This window comes from Streptomyces sp. MBT65, from assembly GCF_016612545.1.
In the GTDB taxonomy this organism is placed as follows: domain Bacteria; phylum Actinomycetota; class Actinomycetes; order Streptomycetales; family Streptomycetaceae; genus Streptomyces.
This window is the reverse complement of record NZ_JAENRY010000087.1, coordinates 13,600-27,058: the sequence shown is the minus strand read 5'-3', so window position 1 is coordinate 27,058 and position 13,459 is coordinate 13,600. Positions and strand designations below refer to the sequence as shown.

4 protein-coding genes are annotated in these 13,459 nt (G+C 69.3%); 2 read left to right on the top strand and 2 right to left on the bottom strand.

Translation table 11 applies throughout. The features are described 5' to 3' along the window. The coding region (locus tag JHN63_RS20955) for a type ISP restriction/modification enzyme (RefSeq protein ID WP_307781936.1) at nt 1–421 on the top strand (421 nt) is incomplete at its 5' end. Between the two features lie 69 nt (nt 422–490). Here JHN63_RS20955 and JHN63_RS20950 read toward each other — a convergent pair. Both JHN63_RS20950 and JHN63_RS20945 read right to left on the bottom strand, forming a co-directional pair. Continuing rightward, nucleotides 491–1,027, bottom strand: a complete 537-nt coding sequence (locus tag JHN63_RS20950; protein WP_200682641.1) for a hypothetical protein — start codon at nt 1,025–1,027, stop codon at nt 491–493. Between the two features lie 54 nt (nt 1,028–1,081). After that, nucleotides 1,082–2,233, bottom strand: a complete 1,152-nt coding sequence (locus tag JHN63_RS20945) for a S8 family serine peptidase (protein ID WP_200682640.1) — start codon at nt 2,231–2,233, stop codon at nt 1,082–1,084. 335 nt (nt 2,234–2,568) lie between these two features. On the opposite strand from JHN63_RS20945, the gene JHN63_RS20940 reads away from it, so the two are divergent. Then, nucleotides 2,569–13,458 carry a LamG-like jellyroll fold domain-containing protein gene (locus JHN63_RS20940; RefSeq protein ID WP_200682639.1) on the top strand — a complete coding sequence of 3,630 codons (10,890 nt, stop codon included), beginning with the start codon at nt 2,569–2,571 and terminating at the stop codon, nt 13,456–13,458. The last annotated feature ends 1 nt before the right edge of the window (nt 13,459 follow it).

Genomic DNA, 13,459 nt, shown 5'->3' with positions numbered 1-13,459 from the left:
GCTCCCGCCCCTCCCCCTCACCCTCCACTACGACCGCGACGAGGAGACCCTGCACCTCGACGAGGGCCGCATCTCCCCGGTACCGCCCGAGTCCTGGGACTTCGAGGTGAGCGGAGTACGCGTCCTGGAGGAGTGGTTCACGTCCCGGACCTCGGAGTCCGCCGAGCCGGGCACACTGGCCGCGATCCGCCCGACCACATGGCAGCAGACATGGACGTCGGAACTGCTGGAGCTGATCACGGTGTTGGCGCTCTTGGCGGAACTACGCCCACAGCAGGAGGAGTTGGAGGTGACGGACCGGATCACGGCGACGGAACTGCGCAGGGCGGGCGTCCTGCCGGCGCCGGAGTGGACCCGCCACCCCGCGTCGGTCCTGGACCACCACGAGGAGGGCCCGGAGGGCCAGTTCGCACTGCTCTAGCCCCAAGGCCGTATGGACGGGGCTGGAGGTGTGGTTGCCGACGCGGTGACTCCGGCCGACCGGTCGGCCCTATGCGGCGGCGTTCGCGGCGATGAGGCGTTCGACTTTCGCCGACAGGCCCTTGCTGCCGTCCGTCGCCGCGACGGACGCGATGCGCGGGTGGCTGGAGGCGCCGCCCACCAGGGCGAACCGCTGGTGCGGGTTGGCGGCGGCGGCGGCCTCGGTGGCGGGTTTCATACCGGCGCCGACGGCGATGATCAGACCGCAGTGCTGCTGGACGGCACCGTTGATGTACGGCAGTGCGGCCTTGGCGTCGATGGTCGGCGTGGGGAATCGCTGGGCGTTGACGTGACCGGCCCCGGCGGCCCGCTGCATGCCCTGCCAGGCGGCCCGGGCGAGCCCGGCGTCGGTCGCGTTGGTGGGGGAGACGAGCAGGCAGGCGCGGAAGTTGCGGGAGACGTTGTCCGCCCGGGGGCTCGGAGCGTCGTTCCCGGTCAGGAGCACGGTGAGCGTTACGGCGACGACGGCGGTCACGGCGCCACCACCGACGAGGACCGGGCGTCTGCGGACACCGCCGACGAGGCGCGCGATGGTCGGAACCGGCATGGCGATGATCCTTGCTGCTGGTCGGTGGCGGGTGGGGAGCCGGAGGCACCAGGCTCAGGAGGTGCGGCGGCGGCGCCGGAACACCGCGAGCCCACCCGCGGCGATCGCCACCGACGCGGCGGCGATGCCGCCGACGCCCCAGGGCGTGGCGGCGCTCTGCCGTGCGGACTTGGCCGCCGTGCCGCCGACGGCATTGATCAGCGGGTTGGTACGGGCGGCCGGTGCCGGGGCCCGCAGGGCCTTCAGCGGGTTGACGACGCCGTATCCGAGACGGTCGTCGCGGCCGTGGGCGCCTCCCGCGCCGGTCGGCCGGTCGGCGGTGGTGATGAGCCGGGCGATGATCTGCCCGGTGGTCTCCGAAGGAAAGGCGGCGCGTAGCAGTGCGGCGGTGGCGGAGACATAAGGAGCGGAATAGCTTGTCCCGTCCTTGGTGAGGTAGCCGCTGTTGTTGTTCGTCGAATAGATGCCGACTGCCGGGGCGGCCAGGGATATGTACGAGCCCGATTCACTGGTCGGCCAGAATGCGCTGTCCCGGGTTGTTCCGGAAACGGCGACGACCCCGGGGAACGCGGCCGGATAACTGACCGGGTTTCCCGCCCGCCCGTCGTTGCCCGCTGCCGCCACCACGACGATGTCGTGTTCGACCGCATAGCCGACGGCGTCGCGGAGCTGCGGGTCGGCCACGTCGGTGGTCATCGAGATATTGATGACCTTGGCTCCGTGCCGGGCGGCATAAACGATGCCCTCGGCGAGCGCGAGCGGATCCGAGGCGCCGTCGGTGCTGATCCGGACCGGCAGGATCGACGATGCGGGGGCCAGCCCTGCCATGCCGTGCCCGGTGCCGCCGGTTCCCGCGATGACCCCGGCGACCGACGTGCCGTGCGAGTCGTCGGAGACATCGATCCGACCGTTGGCCGCCTGGCGGGTGATGTCCGTACCCGGCAGCACCCGCCCGGCGAGGTCGGGGTGACCGGCACTGACCCCACTGTCGACCACCGCCACGATGACACCGGCTCCCCGGCTGATCCCCCAGACCTTCACCGCGTCGAAGTGCTGTGCGTCCAGCGGCCATTCGGCACTGAGCGGCGTCACATCCGCCGCCGGCGCGGCGGACGCGCCGGTCGCGGACAACGCCGACAGTACGAGCAGCAGCGGCAGAACGCCGTACGGCAACGCCCGTAGGGTGCCGGTCCGTTGTGGTCCCATCCCCGCCGACCGTCCCCTGTCCTCTGTACGACCCCGGCCCCCGCCGGGGCAGTCAGCTTCTCCCGCGAACGGGTCGTCAGATCCCACGGAACAGTAAAGAAATGCTCGCGGAATGATCAATACCGGGTGGGTGTTGAGGAAATTTGGATGATATCGCACGAGATGAATGGCTGTCCGGATTCGGTTCCGTGCTGATAGAAGGTCCCCCAACCGGCCCGGTAACCAAGGGGCTTGTGGTTCTTCTGGGGGGTAGAACAACCGTGGGTCACTTCTGGATATCCGCTCGCCGTGCGCCGGGTTCGTTACGGGCGACAGCGTTTATGGCGATTGCCGCGTTGGTTGTCACCTATGGCGGGCAGTCGGCGGTGGCGTTGCCGGCTTCGGCGGCGGCGCCTGTCACGCCGGTGCAGCAGGGTGGTTCGGCGGCGGGTAAGAAGCACGCGGTTTCCGCGTCGGCCACGGCGAGCAAGGCGAAGTCGAAGGTCGGCGCCTCGGCTGCCAGTCCGGTCAAGGGTGCCGTGCCGGCCTACAAGCCCCATGCCGAGCAGGGTGATCCGGCCGGCTCGGGCAGCCGGGTGCACAAGGCACCCGAACCGGATGCCGACGCACCGGCACGCAAGAAGCCGCAGGGTTTCCGTGCGTCCACCAGCGTCGAGCAGCCCGAGCTGGACACCGCGACCACCACCGTGTTCAAGAACGCCGACGGTACGTACACCGCCCAGATCCACACCCATGCCATCAACGAGCGTCGCTCCGACGGCAGTTGGGCCCGCATCGCACCTTCCGCGACCGGGTCAGCGGCGCCGAGCGCCGCCGCGTCGCCCGGTGCATCCGACGCGTCGTACCGGACGCTGACGGCCGCCGCCAACCCGACCGGCCAGGGCGCGAGTTCGGCCACGACCTACGTCGAGTCCGGGGTGACGCAGAACTTCAACGGCAACGGGCAGTTGTACGTGGGCCAGTACCTCAGCCACACCTATAACTCCTACCTGCAATTCAGCGGTTTCAAGACGCAGTTCGCGAACGACTACATCGTCAACTCCACGCTCTGGCTCGACACCGAGTTCTCGGGCAAGGACACCAGCGGCACCTGTTCGGTCCAGCCGGTGAACGTCGCCGCGGTGGGCGCCACTTGGGATCCGACGAAGATCAATACCTATCCGGGTCCGGCGGCCGGTGCGCAGATCGGCAGTGCTTCTTTCGCCGCCGGGACCGACTGTGCCAACGGCCGCCAGTGGGAGGGCATCAGCCTGAACACCGCGACTGCGATGAACTGGGCGCACGGCTGGGCGGCCAACTACGGGCTGCAACTCACCGCCCCCAACACCGCTGCCGGGGCGAAGGAGTTCTACGCGGACGACGCCTACCTCGCGGTGGAGTACACGCCGAACGGCGCCGGGGCCTCGTACTCCGAGGTCAGCTACGCCTCGCCGTGGAACAACCAGCCCGGCTGGGGCAAGGTCACCGTGCAGAACCGGGGCACCGCGACCTGGACCCCGACCAACGGCTACAAGCTCTCCTACCAGCTCTACACCGTCTCCGGCACCACCCGCACGCTGCTCACCACCCCGGCCTCGACCCCCGCGGTGATGCCGTCGACGGTGGCCCCGAATCAGCCGGTCACCGTCACCGCCGCCATCCCCGCGCTCACCGCGGGGGTGACGTATCTGATCTGCTGGGACATGGCGTACAACGGTGTGCTGTTCTCCACCTACGGCGTCCCGCAGACCTGTTACTCGCTGCCGGTGGTCAACAACCCGCCGATCATCGACACCTTCACCCCGGGCAACAACGGTTCTGTCTTCAGCCTCACCCCCACCCTCGGTGTCACCGGCCACGACCCGGACAACTACCCAGGTACCGCGCTCAGTTACTCCTTCGCGGTCTACGCCGACGGTTCGACCACCGCGCTGGCGACCTCGGGTGCGATCGCCACCTCGACCTGGGTGGTGCCGACGGCCAAGCTCGCCTGGGGCGGCACGTATTACTGGACCGCGCTGGTCAGCGACGGCAACGCAACCTCCCTGTGGTCCGCGCCGGACTACTTCAACATCCCTTCCGCGCCACAGCCGTTGGTGACCGCGCACTTGGGCGTCGCCCCGTACGACACGACCATCAAAGGCGTCGACCCCCAGATGGGCAACTACTCCACCCAGGCGACCGACCTGTCGGTGGGCGCGGTGGCCGACGGCCCGGCGCTGGACATCGAGCGGACCTACAACAGCCTTGACCCGGGCGTCTTCAAGGCGTTCGGTGCGGGCTGGTCGTCGATGCTGGACATGCGGGCGACGCCGGATTCCGACGGTTCCGGCAGTATCGTCATCACGCTCGCCGACGGTCGGCAGGAGCGCTTCGGCGCCAACGGTGACGGCACCTACAGCCCCCCGGCCGGTGACTACGCGGTCCTGACGGTTCCGCCGGCCGGCTACGGCACCTCGGGTTTCGCGCTGACCGAGAAGTCCGGCATGCGCTACATCTTCACCGTCGCGGCCACCGACCCGGTCACCGGCCAGCCGTACTGGGGCCTGAGCGAGTTCGGCAACCGCAACGGCCATGGAGTGGACTTCGACTGGAAGACGGTCACCCTCACCCTGCCCGGCGGCGCCACCACCGCCGTCAAAGAACCGGTCCAGGCCGGATACGGCTTCAACCAGGACAACGGTTACAACGACGGCGCCACCAACAGTGCGCCCGACCCGAACATCCTTCTCGAACTGACGTGGGGCGTACAGCAGTTGACGGCGGCGGACGGCGCCGTCAAGAACGTCCCGCATGTCGTCTCGGTGACCGACCGCACGGTCGCCGGGATCACCCACCCCTGGGCGTACGCCTACAACGCCGCGAACTACCTCACGGCCGTCTGCCCGCCGGCCACCAGCACCACCACATCCACCGCCTGCACCGGCTACACCTACACCTCGGGCACCAGTTCCGGATCGCACTTCGCCTCGATGGTCCAGGACTCCAACCCGACCGACTACTGGCGGTTCGGTGACGCCACCGGTTCCACGACCGCCGCCGACAGCGTCGTGGTCAACCAGGGCACCACCAACGCCATGCTGGCCAATGTCACCCTCGGTCAGCCCGGCCCGCTGGCCGGATCGCCCGCCACCGCCGCGTCGTTCAACGGCACCAGCTCCTATGCAGCGCTGCCGGACAACCTGGTGGCGGCCGGCAGCAACCTCGCGGTCGGCATGTGGTTCAAGACCACCCAGGCCGGCGGCACGCTGTTCTCGTACCAGAGCGGGAAGCCGGGAACGGCCATCACCTCCGGTTACGTCCCGTCGATCTACATCGGCAGCGACGGCAAACTCCGCGCCGAGTTCTGGAACGGGCATGCAGCGCCGATGACCTCACCGAACGCGGTCAACGACGGCAAGTGGCACTACCTGGTGCTCTCCGGCGCCCGGACCGACCAGACCCTCTTCCTCGACGGTGCGCAGGTCGCCGCCCTCACCGGATCCACCATCACCTTCGGTGCCTGGCCGTACACCACGGTCGGCGCGGGTGAACTCACCGGTTCCTGGCCGGCCAGCCCGACCACCAACGCGCTGGGCTTCTTCAACGGCCAGATCCAGGACGTCTCCTTCCTGCAACACCCGCTCGGACTCCCCGCCGTCCAGCAGGAGTACGCCTCCGGGACGCTCGCCGCCGACGAGCTCACCGGCACCCGACTTCCCTCCGGCAAGACCGCGCTGGCCGTCACCTACGACGCCCTGACCGACCGCGCCTCGTCCGTCACCGACGCCGACGGCGGCACGTACACCCTCGCCACTCCCGTCACCACCGGCAGCAACGACGCCTACTACGGCGTCGTCCGCGGCACCCGGCCCTCGTACGACTACCCGATGACCGAGCCGGCCGGCCTCACCGCGGTGAACCAGTACGGCATCGACAAGGCGGCCGACAGCGCCACCGACGGCATCTACAACGACGTCATGCTGGGCGAACCCGGCATCTTCGGGCCCGGCGGGGACACCGCCGCAGGTTTCAACGGCACCTCCTCCTACCTCTCGCTGCCCTCCGGCGCGCTGGACGACTCGACCGGGAACGCCACCGTCGCCCTGTGGTTCAACACCAAACAGGCCGGCGGGGTGCTCTTCTCGTACCAGAACGGCCAGACCGGTTCGGTGCCCACCAGCTACACCCCGGCCCTCTACATCGGCTCGGACGGTCTGCTGCACGGCCAGTTCTGGGACGGCACCACCTCCCCGATGGCGTCCAAGGCCGCGGTCAACGACGGCAATTGGCACCTGGTCGAACTCAGCGCCACCGGCACCACCCAGACCCTGTGGCTCGACGGGCAGAGCCAGGCCACCCGCGCGGGCAAGTCCATCGCGGGCCAGGTGGCCACCTCGGGCGAGACGACGGTGACCGTCGGCGCCGGGTACATCGCGGGATCCTGGCCCAAGCTCCCCACAGCCAACGCCCAGGGCTACTTCAACGGCGAGATCGGCCAGGTCGGGATCTACCGGACCGACCTCGACCTGACCGGAGTCGAGGCCGCGCTCGGCCTGTACAAGGCCAAGGGCTCCGCGAGCACCCTGATGCCGTCGACCACCCTGACCGTCACCGACCCCACCCAGGGCACCGAGAAGTACGCCTTCGACCCGGCCAACGGCAACCGCACCACCGCCGTCACCGACGCACTCGGCGGCAGAACCAGCTACGCCTACGACTCCCTCGGATACCAGGACGCGAGCACCGACCCCGACGGCCACACCGTCACCCGCCGGCACGACGTGTACGGCAACGTACTGACCACCACCACCTGCCGCGCGGCCAACTCCTGCCAGACCTCGTACTTCAGCTACCACACCAACGCCGCCGACCCGATGGACCCGCTCAACGGCAAGGTCCTGTACGCCGCCGACGCCCGCTCCGGAGCCACCGGCACCGCCGACCCGGCCTACCGCACCGCGTACACCTACACCCCGTTCGGCGCCATCGCCACGGTGACCACGCCCCCGACCTCGGACTACCCGAGCGGACGGACCGTCAAGTACACGTACTACAACAACAACGAGACGTTCACCAACACCCTCGGCGTCGTCACCAACGAGCCCTACGGGATGCTCGCCACGGTCACCGACCCCAGGGGCCAGGTCACCAGGTTCAACTACTGCTACGGACAGGTCTGCAGCGAGAGGGACCCCTCCGGCGAGACCACCTACCTCAGCAACGACGTGTTCGGTCGGCTGACCACCAAGGCGGTGAGTTCCGACACCTACCCGGTGACCTTCACCTACTACGGGGCGCCCGTCGGCGGTGTGCAGACCCATTACACCTACGACGCCCTCGACCGGGTCTCCACCGTCACCGACCAGGCCACCACCGACGCCGTCACCAGCACCGTCCACACCCCGAAAACCACCTACACCTACGACGCCGACGGTGACCTGACCGGCAGTTCGACCGCCGACACCACCGGCCACGACGTCACCCGCAGCACCAGCTACATCTACGACGACCAGAACCGGGTCATCACCGCCACCGACCCGGCGAACCTGGCGACCCACTACACGTACGACACCTCCGGCCGGACCACTTCCCGCACCGACCCCGGCGGGACCACCTACAGCTACGGCTACTCGGCGACCGGACAGCTGCTCACCACCACCCTGAACGGCTGGACCGGTGACCCGACCGCGCCCTCCGGCGCGCAGGACCTCGTACTGGAGTCGCGGGCCTACGACCCGGCCGGGCGGCTTGCCTCCGTCACCGACTCCATGGGCCGCACCACCGGTTACAGCTATTTCGACGACGACCGGTTGCAGTCCGAGACCGTCGCCTCCGGCACCGCGTCCGCCGTCACGGACAAGGCGTACGACTACGACGCGGCCGGCAACCGCACCTGGGAATGCGACGTCTGGACCGGCACCTCCTGCACCCGGCAGACCACGTACACCGTCGACGCCGCGGACCGCACCAGCAGGACCGCCGTCGACCCCACAGGCGTCAACCGGGTCACCGCCAACACCTTCGACCCGGACGACAACGTCCTGTCCCAACTCCTCACCGGCGACGGCCAGACTCGCCAGGTCGGCTACTCCTACGACGCCGCGGGCAACACCACCTCGCAGTCCGTACGCACCGACACCACCGGGCCGGCCGGCTACTGGCCGCTGACGGACGGCGCGGTCAACGCCGCCGACTCCTCCGGCAACGGCTTCACCGGCGTCCCGGCCACCGGGGCGACCTGGGCGCCGCCCGGCGGCAACTACGCGCAGTTCAACGGCGCGTCGGGGGCCATCACGACCAGCGGAACCCCGGTGGTGGACACCTCCAAGGCCTTCAGCGTCTCCGCGTGGGCGTACCTCAGCGCCACCAGCACCACCAAGGACTTCACGGTCGTCAGTCAGCAGGGCGCCCAGAACAGTGCCTTCCAGCTGGAGTACAACCACACGACCAAGTCCTGGGCGTTCGTCCGAGCCGCCAACGACACCGCCACCTCGGCCAGTTACACCGCCGCGGCGAGCGCTCCGGCGACGGCCGGGGTATGGACCCACCTGGTGGGCGTCGAGGACGGGCTCGGCGGGATGAGCCTCTACGTCAACGCCGCCGAGGTCAGCGGAGTCTGCACAGGCTGCACCGGCCCGGTGTCGGACCCGACCCCGATGGCCAGCACCGTCGGTGTCGCGATCGGCCGGGGCAAGGCGGCCGCCACGGCCGTCAACTTCTTCGCCGGTCGGATCCGCGACGTCCAGCTGTACGGACGCCAGCTCACCCAGAACGAGATCAGCGAGCTGTACACCTCCGCCACCACCAGCGGCGAGTCCGCCGTCTCCGTCGGCGCCGCCGGCTGGTGGAAGCTCGACGACGGCGAGAGCCCGACCGCCGCCGACTTCTCCGGCACCGGCAACGTCGGCACGGTCAACGCATCCACCAACTGGTCGTCCGACAACGGCGGTTCGGCCGTCTTCGGCGGAGCCGGGCAGATCGCCACCGCCGGTACGGTCGTCAACACCGCCAAGAGCTTCTCGGTGGCCGCCTGGGCGAAGATCACCAGCACGCCCACCGGCAGCTGGCAGACCGTCATCTCCCAGCAGGGTTCCAAGGCCGCCGGTTTCTCGCTGGACTACAACCCCACCGCCGGCCGCTGGGCCTTCGACCGGGCGACCACCGACGTGGCCGCGCCCACCCTGGCAGGCGCCAACTCCACTGCGGCGCCCACCCTCAACACCTGGACCCACCTGCTCGGCACGTACGACGCGAGCACCGGCAAGATGACGCTCTACGTCAACGGCGTCGCCCAGGGCACCGCGACCGACACCACCCCCATCGCCAGCACCGGCGCTCTGGCTATCGGCCGCGGCTACACCGCCGGGGCCGCCGCCCAGTACTTCAACGGCTCGATCAGCAAGGCGCAGGTCTACAACCGCGTCCTCACCGCCGCCGAGGCGACCTCGCTCTACAGTGGCGGCGGCACCGCCGGATCCGCACCGCTCACGACCACCTGGACGTACGACCAGCGCGGCCTGCTCAGGACCGAGACGGACCCGCGCGGCAACGCGGCCGGGGCGGTCGCCGCGGCCTACACCACCACCGCCGGCTACGACGAGGCCGGCCGGCTCACCACCACCTCCTCGCCCCCGGTCAGCACCGAGACCGGCGGCGGCGCCGCCCAGCAGACCGTGGCCGTCACCAGCAACGGCTACGACTCCTTCGGTGACCGGGTGGAGTCCAACGACCCCGACGGCCGGATCGTCACCACCACCTACGACGCCGACAGCCGGGTACTCGCGGTGTCCCAGCCCTCGTACACCGCGCCCGACGGGTCAGGCAGCGTCACCCCGACCACGTCGTACACCTATGACGCGCTCGGCGAGGTCCTGACCGAGACCGATCCGCTGCACAACCAGGCGTCGTACACCTACGACCAGCTCGGTGACCAGGTGCGGCAGACCCTGCCCGGCGGTCGCGTCACCCATACCGGTTACGACACCGACGGCGAACCGCTCAACACCACCGACCCGACCGGCGCCAGGACCGAGGCCACCTACGATCCGCTCGGCCGGCAGATCACCTCCACCCAGGTGGAGCGCACTCCCACCGCCGCGGCCTACACCACCAGCTACGGCTACGACGGACTCGGCGACCTCACCTCGATCGAGGACCCGCTGCACAACGTGACCACCACGGGCTACGACGCGCTCGGCGAACCGGTCACCACCAAGGACCCGTTGGGCAATGTCACCGGCTACACCTACGACGCCACCGGCCAGGGACTCACGACGACGGCCGCCGACGGCACCAGGACCACCCAGGGCTACGACCTCGCCGGGCGGCTCACCTCCACCACCAAACTTGACGCCACCGGCGCGGCGCTCAGCTCCACCGCCTACGGCTACGACGCCGCGGGCAACGAGACCTCGGCCACCGACGCCCGGCAGCACACCAGCACCGCCACCTTCGACGCGCTGAACCGGATGGTGGGCCAGAGCCAGCCCGCCGACGCCACCACTTCCATCACCACGTCCTTCGGCTACGACGCGGCGGGCGCCCGCACCCGCTACACCGACGCGGACAAGAACGTCACCCTCTACACCTACAACTCCCTCGGCCTGCCGGAAAGCACCATCCTGCCCAGCGTCACCGGGCTCACCTCCGCCGCCGACCGGACCACCACCACCGCCTACGACGCCAACGGCAGAATGCACACCGTCACCCGCCCCGGCGGGGTGGTCGTCACGGAGGGGTACGACGCCAACGGCGAGCTGACCTCGCAGACCGGCACCGGCGCGGAGGCCGCCACCACGACCCGCTCCTACGGCTACGACGCCGCGGGCCGCCCCGACTCGGTCTCCGCGCCCGGGGGTTCGGACACCTTCAGCTACGACGACCGCGGGCTCATCGTCGCCATGGCCGGACCTTCCGGCACCGCGCAGTACACCTACGACGGCAACGGTCAGATCGCCTCACGTACCGACAAGGCCGGTACCGCGACCTTCGGCTACGACGCCGACCAACGGGTCAACAGCGAGACCGACCCGCTCACCGGCACCACAGCGACCCTGACCTACAACACTGTCGGCCAGGTCAAGACGATCGGCTACGGCGCCGGCGGAGCCACCCGCGCCTACGACTACACCGCGCTCCACCAGCTCAAGTCCGATGTCCTGACCTCCCCGTCCGGCAGCACCGAGGCGTCGGCCGCGTACACCTACAACCCCGACGGCCAGGTCGCCACCGTCACCACCACCGGCACCGCGGGATCGGGCACCAGCACCTACGACTACGACTACGCGGGCCGCCTGAAGTCCGCGACCACCGGCTCCGGCACGACCGGTTACGGCTACGACGGCAACGGCAACCGCACCACCGCCGGCTCCGCCACGGCCACCTTCAACGCCCGCAACCAGCTGACCTCCGTCGCCAGCGGCTCCGCCACCACCACCTACGGCTACACCGCGCGCGGCACCACCGCGAGCGTCAACTCCTCGGGCAGTACGACCAGTTACAGCTCCGACGCCTTCGACGACGTCACCGGCTCCAGTATCGGCGCCGCCTACTCCTACGACGGCTTCGGCCGGCTCGCCACCGCCTCCTCCGGCGGCCGCAACGCCACCTTCAGCTACGACGACGGGACCAACACCCCGGTCTCCGACGGTTCCCAGAACTTCGGCCGGGACCCCTACGGCGGCCTGCTCTCCACCTCCACCGCCGACGGCACCGGCGCCGCCTTCGCCCTGTCCAACAGCCACGGCGACATCACCGGCACCTTCACCGGCACCGGCACTGCCCTGACCGGCTCCACCGCCTACGACGCCTACGGAAACCGCACCGCCTCCAGCGGCAACCGGACCGACCTCGGCTACCAGGGCGGCTGGACCGACTCCGCCACCGGCCAGGTCAACACCGCAACCCGCTGGTACGACCCCGCCAACGGCGCCTTCACCAGCGCGGACTCCGCCACCAACGCGCCCACCCCGGCGGTCAACGCCAACCCGTACGCCTACGGCAACGACGACCCGCTGGACAACACCGACACCAGCGGCAACGACGCCTGCGCCAGCGACGACATCAAGGCCCAGGAGGAGGCCTACGAGCAGATGCAGGCCTGGCTCAAGAACTACCAGGCGGGCCAGATGGGCCGGATGCTCGAATGGTCGCAGGAGCAGTGGGCGATCGGGGCGGCGAAGGCCGACGCCGAGCGGGCCAGGAACGCCGCCGACGAACGCGCGCTGGAGCAGCAACAGGACGCGTGGGAGAAGCAGTTCAACAAAGACTTCGACGACGCGATGAACCAGGACTATTCGAGCGCCGGCTCGCACACGCCGGTGTCCCACGACACGGGCTCGGATCTCGACAACAACGTGACCGTCACCCTCGGCGACGGCAAATTGCACCACGTGGGCAACGGCGGGGCCCTGGTCTCCGGCTCGTCCGGCTCGTCCTCCTCGCACAGCACCGCGTACATGATCGGCGGAGCGGTCGTCCTGGGGGGCCTCGCGATCGCCGCCGGCTTCTTCTTCGCCCCCGAGGCCGCCGTCGGCGCCGCCGTCTTCGTCCTGGCGGCCTCCGTCAGCGACGACTGCGGCGCCAACGGCATCCCCACCCGCCCCAGGAACCAGAACCTCGGCGGCACCAACTCCACCCCGATCCTCGGCACCACCCCCGCCGAGGACGCCGCGGCGGCAGCCGGCCACGACGCGACCAGCTCGCAGGCAACAGCGGATCCGAGCACGGCGACGGCCACCAACGGCCCCGGTGGCGGTGGCACAGACACTGACGATGACAATGCCTGTGGCACCACTCCGAGAAGCCAGCGCTACAACTATCAGTCACTTGATGACGAAAACCGAGCTACGGGCGCCACCGCACTGATCTGCCCGTCGGACCTGAAACCCAGCGGGAGCAAACGCGACAGTATTGCATCGGTCTCCGTGGCAGGATTCCCGGACGGTGCTTCGAACAGCGCCGGCCGAGGACGGGGCATCTACAACAAGACTCACATCATCGGTGATCAATTCAATGGGGCACCCAAGGCGGAAAACCTGTTCACCGGATTTGACCGTATGAACAAGAGTGGAATGCGGCGATGCGAACGGAAAATGGAGACTCAGCTGAAGCAAGGGAACTGGGTTCAGTACTCTGGGCAGTTGGAGTACGGTGACGGAAGCAGTTCCATCCCCACCGGGATACGCATGACGGCTAGCACTGCAGCTGGTCCGCTGTTCGATGTCACGGTGAATAACATTTCTGCCTGGCAGGACACATGTTGAG

Excerpts from the sequence above, each read along its gene's own strand:
- JHN63_RS20945 (WP_200682640.1), bottom strand. The coding sequence starts at position 2,233 with ATGGGACCACAACGGACCGGCACCCTACGGGCGTTGCCGTACGGCGTT.
- JHN63_RS20950 (WP_200682641.1), bottom strand. The coding sequence starts at position 1,027 with ATGCCGGTTCCGACCATCGCGCGCCTCGTCGGCGGTGTCCGCAGACGC.